The 17,479-nt window shown below is 45.4% G+C and carries 16 protein-coding genes and 1 tRNA gene; 9 read left to right on the top strand and 8 right to left on the bottom strand.

All coding sequences use genetic code 11. From position 1 onward, the window contains the following. Positions 1-242: 242 nt before the first annotated feature. Positions 243-1,481 (bottom strand): glycosyltransferase family 2 protein, encoded by a 1,239-nt coding sequence (locus tag ACWGXJ_RS07465; protein WP_103047663.1) that lies wholly within the window; start codon positions 1,479-1,481, stop codon positions 243-245. Positions 1,482-2,091: 610 nt separating this feature from the next. On the opposite strand from ACWGXJ_RS07465, the gene ACWGXJ_RS07460 reads away from it, so the two are divergent. Further along, positions 2,092-2,619 carry a phosphatase PAP2 family protein gene (locus ACWGXJ_RS07460; protein WP_061829122.1) on the top strand — a complete coding sequence of 176 codons (528 nt, stop codon included), beginning with the start codon at positions 2,092-2,094 and terminating at the stop codon, positions 2,617-2,619. A 51-nt stretch (positions 2,620-2,670) separates the two neighbouring features. Then, positions 2,671-3,804, top strand: coding sequence for an MGDG synthase family glycosyltransferase (locus ACWGXJ_RS07455; RefSeq protein ID WP_414126425.1), 1,134 nt, complete (start codon positions 2,671-2,673; stop codon positions 3,802-3,804). A 41-nt stretch (positions 3,805-3,845) separates the two neighbouring features. Here the strand turns inward: ACWGXJ_RS07455 and trmB are convergent, their stop codons facing one another. Both trmB and ACWGXJ_RS07445 read right to left on the bottom strand, forming a co-directional pair. Continuing rightward, positions 3,846-4,559 (bottom strand): tRNA (guanosine(46)-N7)-methyltransferase TrmB, encoded by a 714-nt coding sequence (gene trmB, locus ACWGXJ_RS07450; protein ID WP_013309374.1) that lies wholly within the window; start codon positions 4,557-4,559, stop codon positions 3,846-3,848. Positions 4,560-4,663: 104 nt separating this feature from the next. After that, on the bottom strand, positions 4,664-4,861 hold the full coding sequence (locus ACWGXJ_RS07445; protein ID WP_013309373.1) for a hypothetical protein: 198 nt from the start codon (positions 4,859-4,861) through the stop codon (positions 4,664-4,666). A 306-nt stretch (positions 4,862-5,167) separates the two neighbouring features. Between ACWGXJ_RS07445 and ACWGXJ_RS07440 the strand changes: the two genes are divergently transcribed. From ACWGXJ_RS07440 to ACWGXJ_RS07425, 4 genes are all read left to right on the top strand, one after another. Then, positions 5,168-6,121 carry a TIGR01212 family radical SAM protein gene (locus ACWGXJ_RS07440; protein ID WP_061829120.1) on the top strand — a complete coding sequence of 318 codons (954 nt, stop codon included), beginning with the start codon at positions 5,168-5,170 and terminating at the stop codon, positions 6,119-6,121. Further along, on the top strand, positions 6,122-6,703 hold the full coding sequence (locus ACWGXJ_RS07435) for a class I SAM-dependent methyltransferase (RefSeq protein WP_165176177.1): 582 nt from the start codon (positions 6,122-6,124) through the stop codon (positions 6,701-6,703). Positions 6,704-6,872: 169 nt separating this feature from the next. Next, entirely contained in the window at positions 6,873-7,847 is a 975-nt protein-coding gene (locus tag ACWGXJ_RS07430) for a type I phosphomannose isomerase catalytic subunit (RefSeq protein ID WP_023987749.1), read from the top strand. A gap of 25 nt (positions 7,848-7,872) precedes the next feature. Then, positions 7,873-8,859, top strand: a complete 987-nt coding sequence (locus ACWGXJ_RS07425; RefSeq protein WP_452566495.1) for an alpha/beta fold hydrolase — start codon at positions 7,873-7,875, stop codon at positions 8,857-8,859. A gap of 117 nt (positions 8,860-8,976) precedes the next feature. On the opposite strand, the gene ACWGXJ_RS07420 is transcribed toward ACWGXJ_RS07425, so the two are convergent. The 3 genes from ACWGXJ_RS07420 to ACWGXJ_RS07410 form a co-directional block, all read right to left on the bottom strand. Beyond that, entirely contained in the window at positions 8,977-9,507 is a 531-nt protein-coding gene (locus ACWGXJ_RS07420) for a YfiT family bacillithiol transferase (protein ID WP_165176181.1), read from the bottom strand. Positions 9,508-9,646: 139 nt separating this feature from the next. Beyond that, the gene (odhB, locus tag ACWGXJ_RS07415; protein ID WP_452566494.1) at positions 9,647-10,945 is read right to left on the bottom strand and encodes a 2-oxoglutarate dehydrogenase complex dihydrolipoyllysine-residue succinyltransferase; all 1,299 of its coding nucleotides are present in this window, start codon (positions 10,943-10,945) and stop codon (positions 9,647-9,649) included. Positions 10,946-10,950: 5 nt separating this feature from the next. Beyond that, positions 10,951-13,842 (bottom strand): 2-oxoglutarate dehydrogenase E1 component, encoded by a 2,892-nt coding sequence (locus ACWGXJ_RS07410; protein WP_250261977.1) that lies wholly within the window; start codon positions 13,840-13,842, stop codon positions 10,951-10,953. 522 nt (positions 13,843-14,364) lie between these two features. Here ACWGXJ_RS07410 and ACWGXJ_RS07405 point away from each other — a divergent pair. Further along, a complete protein-coding gene (locus tag ACWGXJ_RS07405) occupies positions 14,365-15,636 on the top strand; it encodes an MFS transporter (protein WP_452566493.1) in 1,272 nt (423 codons plus the stop codon). Between the two features lie 247 nt (positions 15,637-15,883). Here ACWGXJ_RS07405 and ACWGXJ_RS07400 read toward each other — a convergent pair. After that, positions 15,884-15,957: transfer RNA gene (locus tag ACWGXJ_RS07400), tRNA-Pro, on the bottom strand. A gap of 165 nt (positions 15,958-16,122) precedes the next feature. Between ACWGXJ_RS07400 and ACWGXJ_RS07395 the strand changes: the two genes are divergently transcribed. Continuing rightward, positions 16,123-16,425: a hypothetical protein gene (locus ACWGXJ_RS07395; protein WP_452566492.1), complete on the top strand. Its 303-nt coding sequence runs from the start codon at positions 16,123-16,125 to the stop codon at positions 16,423-16,425. 42 nt (positions 16,426-16,467) lie between these two features. On the opposite strand, the gene ACWGXJ_RS07390 is transcribed toward ACWGXJ_RS07395, so the two are convergent. Continuing rightward, complete coding sequence (locus tag ACWGXJ_RS07390; RefSeq protein WP_235307865.1) at positions 16,468-16,872, bottom strand: hypothetical protein; 405 nt, start codon at positions 16,870-16,872, stop codon at positions 16,468-16,470. Between the two features lie 284 nt (positions 16,873-17,156). Between ACWGXJ_RS07390 and ACWGXJ_RS07385 the strand changes: the two genes are divergently transcribed. Next, a complete protein-coding gene (locus tag ACWGXJ_RS07385) occupies positions 17,157-17,369 on the top strand; it encodes a helix-turn-helix domain-containing protein (protein WP_311082130.1) in 213 nt (70 codons plus the stop codon). The last annotated feature ends 110 nt before the right edge of the window (positions 17,370-17,479 follow it).

Raw genomic sequence — 17,479 nt, 5'->3', positions numbered from 1 at the left:
GGGATGACGACTATACAGCCGACATCCCTGTCTGATACTCAATTCATCATGAAAGTTCAATTCACAAATCATTGGATCATGACCAGCCGGCAATACCGGGCAGGTGAGAAGTCGGACCTTCTACTTATTAATCCATACTTTTCAATTAACATACTCAAATATCTTATCACGGTGCAATCGAGGTGTCAACACTTTAATAAAAAATGAATGACACCGATCTTCAGTCCTATTTTACCGTCCAATTAACCTTGCTTGCTCTGAACCTCTTCCAGGCGAACGACACGCGTATGCTGGGTATGGCTCCATTGCTTGTTGTTCTGTGTAAAGAACGCATAGAACGTAATCGGATACCACGAGACCAGATATACCGGGAATAGCAGCAGGTACAGATATACTTTTTTGAACGTGACCTTTTCCAAAATCATTGCGATCACAAAGGTAGCAATATTCAGACCCACAGCTATAGCACCGGTCCAAGCCGGGAATTGCACATAAATATTTTCGATATTAGGTCCACCAAATAACGCAATATCTATCCACATAGCTACTGTCATCAAGAAGGTGAGCAGTACGATATACACGTTTAGACCATAAAGAGCCATATCGAATTTAATCAGGCTTCTATGCTTGATACTTTGCCACAGCAACGGGAAGAAATAACGACGAGCAACCGTGAAATGACCTTGCATCCAGCGCAGACGCTGTCTGGACGAAGCTTTGAACGTCAACGGCTTTTCATCATATACCTTGGCATCGTAATTAAATCTTGGATATACGTTGCGTTGTGTGCAGCGCATGGTGAATTCCAAATCCTCTACGAGACTTGTTGCACCCCAGCCCATTTCCTTAAGCAGATTTGTTTCAAAGCACATGCCTGTACCACCGAGGAAATTAGCCATGTTCAGATTGTGACGTGACAGCTGCCACAAACGGTTGATGTACCAATAAGATACCCCGTATGCCGCTGTAATCCAAGAATCCTCAGGATTCTTAGTATCAATGTACCCCTGAATAACACGGGCACCTGTGCACAGATCATTGTTCATTTCACTCAAGAAATTGGTATGCGCCAAATTGTCAGCATCAAACATGACAATGGCATCATATTGGCGCGGCATAGCCCATAATTCCTTGAGCATCCACTCAATAGCGTAGCCTTTACCACGCAGATTTGGATTCGTACGTTCACAAGCATTCATGCCGTGAGCGCGAACGATGTCCGCAGTCTTATCTGTACAGTTATCACAGATTACGAACACATCGTAAAGTTCCTTCGGATAATCAAGTTGCTTCAAATTTTCCATCAATGCTCCGACAACCTGTTCTTCATTGTGGGCAGCGACTAAAATGGCAAATGATTTTTCTGGAGCCGCGTGCTCTTTCCTTTTCTTGCGAACCAATCCGAACAAGGAGAATGCAAACTGATAGACTGCGATCACCGCCAGTATAATCTGGAGTGTCACGAAAATAGCGTCTAACATAATCTCTTGTTACCCCCTTTTTTATACCCCTTAAAATCTTGCGTTTGTTTGTTTTCTATCTGTGTAGCGCAAGTTGCGGCGCTTTGCGCGCCTTTTCTGTAGTTTTTGACCCGACCCTTGCTTTCTTCATTGGCTGTGCGCAGCCCCCTTTTGGCTGACACAGGAATGCCATTACGATTTTCGTTGGTTTTCAATCTTTTGTCAAAGCCCTTAAACCGGTCTCAGCAGCAAAAAAACACAACAAACTCCCGTTTGAACCGGGAATGCGGCGCTGGTCTTCTCATTGATGACGCTTAGGTCTTATTTTCATCCATTTGCTAACTTTTTATTTCTTTGGTCCCTCCTTTTTGTGGGCCAATTAGCAACCACTTCTAAACACTCTATCTTATTAGACGGATGAACGCAAAGAAAGTTATACAATTTGGCTTATATTCCATTAACATTTTTGTGTAGAATTGAACCAAGTAAGTTTGAATCTTTAGTGATTCTTGAAATGAACAGCGTTTAAAAATATGATGAGAGCAAGAGAATAATTACTTATGGTCTGATTATGTCAAAATGACTCAAAATATTTGCCGACTGACCTGAACCGGCAACCGGAGGAAACCAAATGCAACGTCTAGTCGTAAAACTTGTAAATCTGGAGCAGCAGTTGTTCAAATGGATCAACGGACGCTTACACAACCGTTTTTTGAACTTCTGGCTTTATTATCTCACACATTTAGGCGGGGCTACCTTTACTATAGCCTCCACACTCCTTATTTGGTGGCTCGCTCCGAATCCGTGGAAAGATACCGGTATGAAGGGAGCCATCGCTCTCGGGGTCAGTCACATCCCCGTAGCTATCGTTAAAAAGCTGTACCCGCGGATTCGCCCGTATTTGGCGCTACCAGGTACAAATACATTCCGCAACCCCTTGTCGGACCATTCTTTTCCCTCAGGGCACACGACCGCTATTTTTTCAGCTACCGTGCCTTTCATGCTACAGTCACCGATGCTAACATTGCTGCTGTTGCCTGTAGCGACAATTGTTGGTTTTTCTCGAATTTATCTGGGTCTTCACTACCCAACGGATGTACTCGCAGGAGCGGTCATCGGAACGTCTGCAGCAATAGGAACGGTTGCATTCTGGCCTTAAAGCCGATATGGTATGATTGAGAACATCCCAGCAGGAACAGGTGAAATGAGAGTGGCTAAAAAACGAGTGTTATTATTATCGGAAGGTTTCGGTGCCGGACATACTCAAGCTGCCTACGCGCTCTCAAGCAGTTTGCGGAAGCTTTCTCCGAATGTGCAGACCAGAGTGCTGGAGCTGGGGAGTTTTTTGAATCCAAGAATGGCCCCGCTTATTATTACAGCATACAAGAAGACTGTTGTATCGCAGCCTCGTCTAGTCGGATTGGTTTACCGTCATCAGTACAAAAAATCATTAAACCGTCTTACAACGCTCGCTTTGCACCGTCTGTTCTACACGCAGACCCGAAACATTCTCCGGCAGCTTCGTCCCGATTTGGTGGTATGTACTCATCCCATCCCAAGCGCGGTAATTTCACGTTTGAAGCGCTTAGGCTTACATGTTCCGCTTTGTACTGTCATTACAGACTACGATGCACATGGAACATGGATTAGTCCCGAGGTTGACCGGTACTTTGTATCTACGCCTGAAGTCATGCGTAAGCTGCGCGCACGCGGAGTATCCGTCTCGAAAATCCAGGTGACCGGTATTCCCGTTCATCCAAATTTTTGGGAACATCCTGGGCACGATGAAATTAGAGAACAATTTGGACTTAAACCCATCCCGACCGTACTCGTTATGGGTGGCGGCTGGGGCCTTATGAATGACGAAGTCATACATCGTTCGCTTACTCAGTGGAGAGATAACATTCAATTTATTTTTTGTTTGGGGCATAATGATAAAATTCGTCGTAAAATGCAGTTGGATCCCAGGTTTAATCATCCAAATATTCATATCTTCGGATTTACACGGGAAATCGACAAATTAATGGAGGTATCGAATCTGCTCATCACCAAACCCGGCGGAATGACATGCACCGAGGGATTGGCCAAAGGGATTCCGATGCTGTTTCACAAACCTCTCCCTGGACAGGAGGAGGAAAATTGTCAATACTTTACGGCTCAAGGCTTCGGAGAACCGATTACTTCGCTGGATGTTGTCGTTAAATGGATGAACCGACTGCTACACGATTTTCCAGAAATCGTCCGCAAGCGACAGGAGCACGTCCATAATGTAGCGCGATATTATCCTCTTCAGAGCGCACAGAGTATTTTGGATATACTGGAACCGAACAGGGTGCTTTCCTAATAAGGAAGCACCCTGTCTTATTCTATCCATTTGATCTGTTTTTATTTCCCGTACTTTTCAAGGCGTGTTTTTCCATACTCTTCCAAAGCATCTTTGCCGATCAGCACCTCGACTCGATGAATATTCATACCTTTGCCCATAAACTTTTGTTCATATTCCGTCATGACATGCTCCTCGTTAATCCCCTCACGATGAAGGTTTAACGAAATATTCGTCATCTGCAAACCACTATCGGCAAACGAATTCAGAGAAAACTCAAACAGTGTCTCCGAATCAGTCTTAAAATGAATTTGTCCTTTGCTGTTCAAAAGCTGACGGTACTTGTCCAAAAAACGCGGATGCGTCAAACGACGACGTGCATGTTTGGCTTTAGGCCAGGGATCACTAAAATTCAGATAAATGCGTTCAATCTCTCCTGGTTCAAAAACATTTTCGATCTGTTCAATGTTTGCCAGTGCCAATTTGATATTAGGCGGCGTATCAACCTCTGAATTACTCCAGGCCAGACGAGACTTTTCTGTTGCACGGCGAACCAGCTCATCATACATATCAAAGCCAATATAGTTAACCTCCGGATTCCGGAAGCTCATTTGGCTTATAAATTGCCCTTTACCCATACCGAACTCTACATGAATGGGACGATCATTACCAAAAAGCTGCTGCCATTTCCCCTTATACTGTGCTGGCTCCAAGATGACTAGGTCCTGCTGTTCTTCCAGACTTTCCCGAATTCCTTTTCTTCCGCGTAAACGCATGTTACTCCTCCATATACTCTGTTATCAAGGAAAAAGGAATTTCACCCCCGCTTGAAGATACGGAAATGAAATTCCTTTTTCAATATATTTGGATTGGGGTCCAACTAATTTAATTGTTCATAGTCTACCCCATCAGCAGGGGAAAAATCAATTGTCTTTTGGCAAGCCGCTCTGATTTTTTGACGTGCGGTCGTTCCAATCTGACGATCCTGCCCAAAACGGACACCAGTCAATGCCAACGCCTCATCAAAGGTTAACTCAACAGTAACTTTATCCATACGCGTCTTATCCTGCGCATTCATAAAAGATCACCTCACGGGTTATTTGTGATGGAACCGACGTGCACTTACCCTAAAACAGGCGATAGAAACAGCATAGCTGCCTCCCTGAAGAATAATCATTAGCAACGGATAACTTTTATCTTCAGGATCGAAAACAGTCCTTTTATTGTATGTCTGGTACCGCTTACAATATAACACATTGTGTAACCTTTTTCAATCCGCAACGCCATAAAATACGCACATTTTATTGACTTGTTCGGTCAAATGATTCCCAATGAAGACTGATTTTTGTTACAATAGGGTGATCGTAAAAAAAGGAGTACACCCATGAAAACAGATTTATTGCCTGCTCCTCTCCTGTGGGGAGATAAACGGTTCCATACTTGGAATTACGAAATGCGTGAGCAATTTCAAAATAAAGTGTTCAAAGTCATGCTGGATGCCGGTTTTACCTGTCCGAATCGCGATGGCTCCATCGCTAAAGGGGGTTGCACCTTTTGTAGCGCACGCGGATCGGGTGATTTTGCCGGGCGTCGTCGTGATGATCTGGTCACCCAGTTCAATACGATTCGGGATCGGCAGCATCTAAAATGGCCAAACGCCAAATATATTGGCTATTTTCAAGCCTATACTAATACGTATGCCCCGGTTGAGGAACTGCGAGAATACTTCGAGGTTATTCTGGAGCAGCCCGGTGTTGTCGGTCTGTCCATCGCTACACGTCCTGATTGCCTGCCTGACGATGTAGTTGATTACCTTGCCGAGCTAAACGAACGCACGTACCTATGGGTCGAAATGGGTCTGCAAACTGTCCATGAATCGACCTCAGAGCTGATTAACCGCGCTCATGATACTCAATGCTATCTGGATGCGGTGGAAAAGCTGCGCAAGCGGAATATCCGCGTGTGCGCCCACATCATTTATGGTCTGCCCCAAGAGACGCATGAAATGATGCTCGATACGGGACGGGCGGTAGCCGCTATGGATGTGCAGGGCATCAAAATCCACCTGCTGCATCTCATGCGCAAAACGCCCATGGTCAAGCAATATGAAGCGGGATTGCTACGCTTTCTGGAAAAGGACGAATACGTTAAGCTGATAGTTGATACGCTGGAGTTTTTACCTCCCGAAATGATCGTTCATCGGTTAACCGGAGATGCCCCACGCGATTTGCTAATGGGACCCATGTGGTCGCTTAAAAAATGGGAAGTGCTTAATGCCATTGATCATGAACTGAAGTCACGTGAAACGTGGCAGGGAAAATACTGGAGGCAACCTTAAATGGGGTTCCTATCCGTCCTGAGCTACGCTCATCAATTGGTGGCTGCGCGGGTGCAGCCAGGCGATACTGCTATAGACGCCACCGTCGGCACAGGAGCAGACACGTTGTTTCTGGCAAAAGCTGCTGGCAAACGGGGCCGTGTCTATGGCTTCGACATCCAACAAGAAGCACTGCATTGCGCCCGTCGTCGACTGGAAGAAAACGCTTCTCCTTCATTAGCAGAAGTATCGCTACTGCTACAAGGTCATGAGCAAATGCAGGAGGCCGTTCCGGACATGCTGCATGGCAAAGTCGCTGCGGTCATGTTTAACCTGGGCTACTTGCCTTCCGAAGGCGCCGATCCTACTGTCATCACCCAAACAGACAGCACGCTCGTCGCACTTGATGCTGCCTTACAATTGCTGCGACCACGCGGCATTCTGACTGCCGTGTTATATCCAGGACACGCCGGAGGCAGTGAAGAAGCAGATGCCGTTCTTCAATGGGCTTCTGCTCTCCCGGTCTCCAGCGGTCAAAGCATTATTTATCGTCAATTACAACGAGCCGCTTCGCCTTTCGTAGTGGCGGTTGAGAAGAAATAATGTCGGATTTTAAACTCAGGTTATGAGCGGCTTTTTAAGCCGCCTTACATATATTATTTTTTAAGCTCGTTTGGGCACTATTCATCCCAGTTTATTGCCCCAGCGGCACGTTATTGATTTCCCTATTCTGTTAGGTCGCACTCATTACTCATTATGGAGGAGAGAAATTATGCTAAAGCCATACCCGCTGCAATTTCAACCTGAGTTCAAAGAGAGAGTTTGGGGGGGACGGGCCTTAGAGCAATTTGGTCTAACCCCACCAGAAGGACATATCGGGGAAGGATGGATGATTGCCGATCATCCAAACGGAACAACAACGGTTATCAATGGTGAGCTGGCAGGCAAAGGACTGGATGAAATCCGCGAGACCTACGGGCAGGATTGGCTCGGGGCCAAGGGTGTATCGGAAAAAGGCGGACGATTCCCACTTTTAATCAAACTACTGGATTGTAATGATGACTTATCCGTTCAGGTGCATCCGACAGATGATTACGCAGGACTTCCAGCCGGAGAATTAGGAAAAACTGAAATGTGGTACGTGCTTGATGCCAAGCCAGATGCCAAGATTATTTATGGTCTGACCGAAGGTGTAACCCGCGAGAGTCTGCGCACAGCTCTTGAAAGTGGGGATATCCTCGGCAGTTTGCGCCAGGTTCCAGTCGAAGCAGGCGATACGTTCTTCATCCCCGCCGGAACCGTACATGCACTGTGTGCAGGCGTTGTCGTTGCTGAAATCCAGCAAAATTCGGATACTACCTATCGCTTATATGACTACAATCGCCCCGGACTGGACGGCAAGCCTCGTGAGTTGCATATCGAGGATTCCCTTAATGTAACCTCCTACGAAGGCGCAGGCGCAACAACGATGAAAACGGACGGCCTACAGCCTGGTAAATGGCTCCAGTTGGCAGCCTGTGAGTATTTTGTTGTGGAAAAGGGTATCGTAGATGGAAGTTGGGCACTTTCTACAACGGAAGACAGCTTCACCATTCTCGTGATTTGTGAAGGCAGTGGGACCATAACATGGAACAATAATACCGAGTCTCTTTCCTGTAAAGCTGGAGATTGCTTCCTGTTGCCCGCTAACCTGAGCGGTTACACGCTGAATGACGGAATGACCGTACTTAGATCTTATCTTCCTTAAAGCTTAAAGGATGTGATGTCTAATTATGCGGGAATACACCTTCACCATCGCTGAAAATGACGGAACAGAGCTTTTTGCCTACCGCTGGCTGCCTGATCAGAATTTGCCCATTAAGGGGATTGTTCAAATTTCGCATGGTATGTGCGAGACGTCCTATCGCTACATCCGACTGGCCGAAAAACTTACTGCTTGCGGTTATGGCGTGTATGCCAACGATCATATCGGTCACGGGCGCACGGCTGGTGATCCTGATAAGCTGGGTATGCCGGGAGCTAATGCGTTTAATCGAATGGCAAACGGCATGCTGGAGCTAGGCGAAATTGCGGCTAAGGAATTCCCTGATCAGTCTCGTTTTTTGCTGGGTCACAGCATGGGGTCCTTTTTAACCCAGAAAATTATGTACGATGATCGGCAAACGTATCACGGGTTTATTTTATCGGGGACCAACGGACGACGTGGTCTCCTAAAACTCGGAGAGCAAGTTGCTCTACTGCAAGCCAAGCTGCAAGGAATGGATCATCGCAGCATGCTGCTCAACGCTATGGTCTTTGGCGGCTTTAACCGTGCCTTTCGTCCGGTGCGTACGGCGTTCGACTGGCTGTCCCGTGATCCTGAGGAAGTAGATCAATTCGTGCACGACCCATTATGTGGAGCTATATGCACGACAGGCTTTTTTCTGGATTTTTTCAGGCTATTACAAGAAATCCACTGGCCTTCCTCGCTGAAACACATCAATCCCAAACTGCCAGTTTATATTTTTGCCGGGGATCGTGATCCAGTGGGTTTGTTCGGTAAAGGTGTGTTGTCACTAGTGGAAATGTATCGAAGCCTAGAGCTTCAGGACATCGAATATCGCCTCTATCCTGACGGTCGCCATGAGATGCTTCATGAAACAAACCGCGACGAGGTGATGAGTGACATCGTGGACTGGCTCGACCGCCATGTTAACACAGGGGTGACCTCTGTTTCCGCATTGTCTGGAGACTCCGAGGCACCTGAACATTCAATCTAGCCCAAGTCATCAACCTTGTGAGGAAATAAGAAAAGAAACCTTTAAAAACCACGATTAAAGTGGGATTGAAGGTTTCTTTTTTATTGCCTTATATTCATTTGGATATAGTTTTAAAAATCACCATGCATTCCGTTCTCTCAGGGAAGTAATATGAGCTGTGTGATGCTTGCCATGCCAGGCATAGATGCCGATGTTTCGTTCCAGGCGGATCGTCTGGCCCGATTCAGGATGAATAAATGTTCGGTGTAGCTGATCCTCTCCCAACGATCGTAACACGGTCACCCACCGTTCATGCAGTCCTTCCAGCAATTGCAACGAAGGTTCCAGTGGAAGCTCCCTGGCGTCTGGTATTTCGGCCCAACGCCCCTCATCATATGGCTTGATCGTCGGCGTATCCTCCGTCAGTGCCAGCTTAAAACGGATATAGCTGTTCATATGGCTATCTGCCACATGATGAACTACCTGCCGAATCGTCCAGCCCCCTTCGCGATAAGGCGTATTGAGCTGCTGCTCATTCAGTCCTTCGACCGCCTGACGCAGCTGTGCAGGCAATTCAGCAATGTCGTGAATCCATGCGATAAGCTGTTCTTCTGTAATGGTATCTGGAACAACGAATGATCCTATCGGATAGCGCAAGTCTTTGTCCAAAACAGTTCCCGCCCTTCTCTACATCTACTGCCTGTAATGTCAGTTGCCTTATGTTATAACTATGCAGGAAAAAAAGCAGACTCGCAAGAGTCTGCTTTTGTCATACACGTAAAGGGGAGATACACTTGCCCGATTTATTTTATCCTTCGAGTAACAATGATTCCGGATCTTCCAGCAATTCTTTGACCGTTACCAGGAAACGAACCGCCTCGCTACCATCAATAATCCGGTGATCGTAGGACAACGCGATATACATCATCGGACGATTTTCCATGCGTTCCTCGTCGATGGCAATCGGGCGAAGTTGGATTTTATGCATTCCCAAAATACCCACTTGCGGTGTATTGAGAATTGGCGTAGACAGCAGGGAACCGAAAATACCTCCATTGGTTATAGTAAACGTTCCTCCTTGCAAGTCGGCCAGAGAAAGCGAATTGGAGCGTGCTTTACTAGCCAAATCTGCAATGCTCTTCTCGATCTCAGCAAAGCCAAGACGATCAGCATCCCGTACAACTGGCACGACCAAACCTTCCTTGGCAGATACAGCGATCCCAATATCATAGTATTTTTTCAGTACGATATCATCGCCGTTAATTTCTGCATTCACGGTAGGGAAGCGCTTGAGTGCACCAACCACTGCCTTTGTAAAGAAGGACATAAAGCCCAAACCTACATCATGTTTTTCCTTAAACTTATCTTTACGGCGTTTACGCACATCGAGAATGGCGGTCATATCCACTTCATTAAAAGTGGTGAGCATGGCAGCTGTTTGCTGTGCTTCAACAAGACGCTTAGCGATCGTCGCTCTGCGCCGAGACATCCGCTGGCGTTCCACAGGCTTGCTGTACTCCGTTTGTGCTGGAGACGGAGGCGCAGGCTTGCTAGCAGCGGGAGACGCAGGTACAGATGCTGCACGTGACACTTCAGAGCTGTTATGCGTTTTTACGTCCTCCTGGAAAACACGTCCGAGCGGGTCCTTTCCCTGTACCTGCTCAAGATCAATTCCGCGCTCACGCGCCAACTTCCGGGCGGATGGTGATGCCGTCTGGCCATTCCCGTCGCCATTCGATGAAATAGGCGGTGCAGACTTTTCTTCTGCTTTAACGCCGCCTCCTACGGAAGACGGTGAAGTCGCTACGGACGGTGCTTCAGGCGCTTGAGTTGCTGCTACTTCTCCAGCACCGGTTGATTCCGCACCACCACTGCCGCTTCCGATCAAGCCAACAGCTTCACCGATGACTACAGTATCTCCCTCCTGACGAAGGATTTTCTGGACCACACCTGCTTCTTCCGCACTAATTTCCAGATTGACCTTATCGGTTTCCAGCTCCAGTAGAACATCTCCCTGTCCTACGGAATCCCCTTCCTTCACAAGCCATTTGGAAATTGTTCCTTCCGTGATGGATTCTCCCATTGCTGGCACTATAATATCGCTCACAGCCGCTACCTCCCAAGTGTAATATTGTTTTTGGAATCCTGCTTCAACGCCGATTGAATAATTCGCTGTTGTTCTAGGCTGTGTACTTGCTGATAACCGCTGGCCGGGCTTGAACGATCTGGTCTGCCTGCGTAACGAATTTCCGCTCCCTGTGGCACTACATTCCGCAGACGAGGTTCAATGTAACTCCAGGCCCCCATATTTTTAGGTTCTTCCTGAGCCCATACGAACTCCTTAACATGCGGGAAGCGGCCGAAAATATTCCGAATTTCCTCTTCCGGGAAAGGGTATAGCTGCTCCACACGAATAATATGCAGACGCTCTTCTGCCTCATTCTTATCCTTTTCCAATGCTTCTTCGAGATCGATGGCAATCTTGCCACTGCACAGTACAATGCGCTCTACACGATCCGGACGTGCACCCAGACCAGGCTGTTCCAACACAGGACGGAATGCTCCTTCGCTGAATTCAGAAGCAGGCGAAGCGACACGATTATTACGAATCAGGCTCTTCGGCGACATCATCACAAGCGGGCGGGCTTCCTCACTTTCGCTTAATGCAGCCTGACGGCGCAGCAGATGGAAATACTGTGAGGCACTGCTCAAATTAGCGACAGTCCAGTTATTTTGTGCGGACAACTGGAGAAAACGCTCCAGACGTGCGCTTGTATGCTCTGGTCCTTGTCCTTCGCTACCATGCGGTAACAGCATCACTAGACTCGATTTCTGTCTCCATTTGGCACGGCCTGCGGAGATGAATTGGTCAAAAATAACCTGTGCACAGTTAGCAAAATCGCCGAATTGTGCTTCCCAAATCACTAACGTTTCAGGAGAATACACGTTATAGCCATATTCAAAGCCGAGGACAGATGCCTCAGACAATGGACTGTTATGAATACTGAATGAAGCACGTGCTTCCGGCAATGTATGCAACGGGCAATGTGTACGGCCTGTTTCAGGCTCATGCAGCACAAGGTTACGGTGAGCAAATGTAGCTCGCTCCGCATCCTGACCTGTCATACGAATAGGCTTGCCGTCTGCGAGAATGGTGGCCAAAGCCAGCGTCTCCGCCAAGCTCCAATCTACCTTTTCCCCTTCGTTCAGAGCGGTTTTTCTACGCTGTAAAATTCGATCCAGCTTCGGATATACATGAAAAGCCTGTGGCCATTTGAGTAAGTTTTCATTGATTTGGCGCAGCTTTTTCAATTCCACTGCAGTACGTACCATAGAATTCTGATTCTTTTTCGCCTTCACAGGACTCATTTCCGGCTCTTGTTCCGGTTGATTCTTCACATGCTCATGCGCTTCCTTCAGTCTGTTTTGGACCTTTTCAATGAGACCGGCACTAAACGCTTCATCCACTATACCCTGCTTCATCAGCTTTTGAGCATATAATTTGCTCACCGTCGGATGATTCTTCACCTTACGGTATACCAGCGGTTGTGTTGTTTCCGGGTCATCGGATTCATTGTGACCATAACGACGGTAACCAATCAGATCAATCAAAAAATCCTTCTTGAAACGATTGCGATATTCACCAGCCATACGTGCCGCTGCAATGCAGGCTTCAGGATTATCCGCGTTCACATGTACAATTGGAATTTCATAGCCTTTAGCCAAATCACTCGCATAACGGGTCGAACGTGAATCGACACTCTCTGTCGTAAAGCCCAAACGATTATTCACAATAATATGGACCGTGCCGCCATTACGGAAGCCACGCAAATTTGTGAAATTAAGTGATTCTGCCACGATACCTTCACCTGGGAAAGCCGCATCACCATGCATAATAATTGTAGCTGCCTTGCTCACATCCAGCTTCGGATAACCAGCCTCACTGCGGTCTTCCTGTGCAGCTCGTGAAAATCCTTGTACTACCGGATTTACATATTCCAGGTGACTCGGGTTATTCGCCAATGTCAGACGGGCCTGCACTGCTCCCCCATCTTTTACAAAACGATCAGCACCCAGATGATATTTCACATCGCCAGTCCAGCCGTAGTTAATTCCTGTGGAACCTTCTGACGGGATCAAATCCTTATTCGGCGAATGATGAAATTCAGAGAAAATTTTACTGTAAGGCTTGCCCAGCACATGAGCCAGTACATTCAAACGGCCGCGATGCGCCATACCCATCAGGACATGACTTGCTCCTGCATTTGTCGTTAGACGAATAATCTCGTCGAGAACAGGGACAAGCACATCATTACCCTCGATGGAAAAACGTTTCTGTCCGACGAATGTTTTATGCAAAAACTCTTCGAACTGTTCTACTTCTACCAATCTGCCTAGCAACGACTTGCGTTCCTGTGTTGTAAGTGGCTTGGAGGACCAGCCAGATTCTGCATAGCTGTTCAGCCAGCGGCGCTCCTCCTCGTTGTGAATATGACTAAATTCATAGGCAATCGGTCCTGTGTATGCTACACGTAACCGTTGAATGGCTTCCCATCCGTTAAGTGTTCCCGCAGGAGCGTTATCCCATATTAAAGAGGCTGGAAAAGCCTTCAAGTCTTGTTCAGTTAAACCGTAAGATGCTGGATTAAGCAAGCGTGTATCCTGCTCTGCATCCAGTTCCAGCGGATCGATTTGGGCGGCTAAATGTCCGTACTCACGGATATTCCACACCATTTTCCCCGCTGTAACCGCTTTCTGTAATGTGTTTGAATCAAGGTGCCCCAAAGCACTTGTGGGGGGGCCTTGCAATTTGTTGTCTATCATGGAAGCAGCCGAATATTCGGATTGTGGCGGCTCACCCCATTGATCAAACAGCTCGCGGTAAGCCGGATCAACCGTTCCGGGGTCCGCTACATACTTTTCATACTGATCCTGCACATAACCTAGATTAGGTCCATAATACGCCTGCCAAGGTACCTGTCTGCTGCTCTCTTCCATTGTCATCTCGTTCCCTCCGTCAAATTTTGAAATTCATAGCTGGACGGAAATCATTTTCATTTTTTTAAAGTCTTCAATTTAAGTTGTTCACAATATGATCACATTATATGAAATCCTTCATCAAAAGTCGAATTTCACAATTCTTATTCCTCTTCCATTGTATAAAGTTTTCTAGCTATGAGCATTTCCTTTTTCTCAACATATCCATGCGTAAATGAGATGAATCGGGCTAATCTGTAATAAAACACCTGGCAACTTAAATAACCAGCCGTCGGATATCAACCGTCGGCTGGTTACTTAAGTTGATATTGCTCCTCATACTACGCCAAACCATTTTGAAAACAACTTCCCAGTCCACCCCACTATGATTATCGTTAATTAGCAGAATTTAAAAGGCAGAGGTCCGATACGATGCAAATCCAAACTTAAAGTGACATTAAAGTCACTTTTCTGTACAATATTCCTACTTTTCACTATTATTTTAATTAGGCATCTAAAAACCGCTTTGAAAGCGAAAGGGATGGAACTGTGACTGGATTAAAACAAGTACTCAGAAACAAGAATTATGTCAGGTTTTTTCTGGCAACCTTCGCCTCACAAATGGGAGGAATTATCGGGGTTACTGCATTCATGTTTTATTTGTTGAAACGGTTTACAAATCAGCCATACTATGCAACGCTTGCAGAGTTAATGTATTCGCTTCCGATGCTGGTAGTATTTCTCGTGGTTGGAGTGCTGGCAGATCGGATGGACAGACAAAAAATTGCTGTTAATTGTGACTGGATCAGCGCTTTTTTATCCTTATGTCTGCTTATTTTTATTTGGGTCGATTCGATTCCTTTGATATTTGCCCTCCTCTTCATTCGTAGTGCTGCCTCCAAATTCTTCTTCCCAGCCGAAAGTGCCATTATACAGGGGATATTAAGCGAAGATGATTACACCATTGCCGCAGGCCTCAATCAAATGATGGGGAGTCTTTTCATGTTATTTGGAGGAACTCTGGGGGCCGTCGTCTACTGGCACTTTGGAATTACTGGAGCCATCCTAATTGATGCTATTTCTTTTATTGTGTCTGCACTGTTTATTCGTTCCTGCAAAATTCCAAAGGAAGTACGCCTTCCGAACGGGGCACATCAATTCAAACAATTAAAATTCAAACTTGTCATGATCGATTTTAAACAAGGGTTTCTTTACATATTACGCAACAGACTATTGCTTTGGTTGGTTTCAGGCTTTTTTATGTTCGGTATTTTAAATGGTGGTTTTAGCGTTTTACCGATGTTTATTCTTAAATATAAGCTAGCTCCAGGCAACTATGAGCAGTATATGGTTTGGACAGGTATTATTTTTGGAGCTGGTGTGTTGCTTGGTACCCTAATCGCTTCTCTCATCTCCGCCAAGCTAAAGCTACACCAAATGATTGCAGCGGGAGTTCTGGTAGCCGGAATAGGTATGTGCATACTTGGATTTGTTAACCACATCTACGCTTTTCTGATTATCAATTTTGTCATTGCACTGATACTTCCGTTCATTAACATTGGCATAGGAGGATGGCTTCCTCGTATTGTAGATCCTCAAATGATGGGACGTGTGCAAGGTTTGATTAATCCGTTAATGATGCTGTCCCAATCTCTTACATTAGGTTTCATTGCTATAAGCTTTCCTTCATTTATTTCAATTGAGTTCTTGTTTTTATTAGTTGGGGTCTGTACCGTTATTGTAGGAATATATTACACTATTGTGCTTCCCCGTTATGCTGATTACAGCACTTCTTCCAAGACCCTTCAGGAATCTTTATAGGCAAATTAAAAAAGTCAAACAGCAGACCATTCCGCCAGCGATTGTTGAGTTGCCACTTCTGCCTCCATATCCAGTGCAGAGGTGGCTTCATCATATCTCCCCTCAAATGCTCCACAAGTACATACGTTGGTTGCATACGACTAGCTCGTCACAACCCAGTAGATACATAGACCGATAGGGTATGTAATATTCAAAAAAAAACGCCCGGCAGACGCATTAGCTGCATCAGCAGGACATTTTGATAAAATCGGAGTAGCGGGATTCGAACCCACGACCTCACCCACCCCAAGGGTGCGCGCTACCTAGCTGCGCTATACCCCGATAACCAAGTGTATGTAGATCGATGCTGTTATTTACCATTATATTCTGGTCATAAAATCCTGTAAAGGCATTATTTTCTCATCCTTCCGTTGCATTTTTAAGTTGTTTTCATTATGGTAGATACAAAAGTTAAGAGGTCAAAAACAGAGATCATAGGAGCTAACCATGCAAAGCAAAAAAGTGCTTATACCCGTTGCATTACTTCTTTTAATACAGTTAAGTGTTCCTATCTGCTATACCTTTGCACAGGATAACCTTGTCATAGATCATGAAACGAAAGAGAGAATCAAAGAACAATATGGCTTGGATGAACCGGAATTTCCTTCATCAAAGCAGCAGCAAAACATATTGGGAGGTGATTTTGGATTTACTCCCTCTGGTGATGCTGTTGTGGTGGAATTGACCATATTGATTCGGTATCCGCTCATTTTTATCAGTCAACAACTGGTACATTCACTGAAATCATAATTTTTTTTCTACAAGTTCCATGATATAGAGCATAAGAATCATTTATTTCGTAGCAAGTTGTCTGCCACTTGGGGTCACTTCATCCTTCTTATTGAAAAGGTTTAATTCAATGGGTCCCCTCCCATGTAGCCACAGCAGTTCATCGAATAAAAATGTCAGTCCATCCTTAGCGCGTAAGCGTTCGATGATCTCCGTGACAACTTGCATAACTTCCCCTTGTACACCCTCTGCCAGTTGCAAGCCTCCGCTCTCTCCATCCAGATAAAGATGCGTATGATATGATTGCTCCACCTTCTTCACATGGCGCAAACACAGTATGCCATTTTCGAGGTAAAAGAAATATTGATGGTCATACAGAATCCCCTCGCATATCTCATACATATGAGGTAAATCATATGGCCCCTGAATCATGGATACCCGTTCCAATCCCATTACCCATTCTGTCATACATCCTCGCTCCATTCCTTTGTTCAAAGTTTCTTATTTGCCAATATACTTTCTTCTACAGGTAGTTTTTCAAACTAGGTGGTTGAACGATAATTAATTGCTAATTGTAAAACGTTTTGATACGATAAGCATATTACTACGACGTTCACAAATAACATTTCAACGAACTAAATGCACATTACAGTGTTATTTTTGTTGTTTTCAGAATACATCGAACAGTGTTTATTGTCAATACTTTGATGTTGCTTTTTAACACTATAGAATGCATTTAGCTGGAGGAAAATATGATAAAGATTCATCTTTCCCGTATTATGGGCGAAAAACGAATAAATATTGCCGAGCTTTCCCGCAAGACTGGGTTACATAGAAACGGAATCACCAAGCTTTACAACGAAGAAACAGACGGTGTGAAATTTGATACGCTGGATAAAATTTGTAAAGCTCTAGACTGCCATGTTCAAGATGTTATCGAGTATGTAGAGGATGATACAAATTAGAACTGTTGCTAATTTTAAAACATTTTGATACTATGATGGCATTAAATTAGTTTACTTGTAATCTTGTTAACTAGATTACTTATTTACAAATATATGCCCCTAACCTACAC

This window comes from Paenibacillus sp. S33, assembly GCF_053615415.1.
This window is presented reverse-complemented; position numbering and strand designations above follow the sequence as displayed.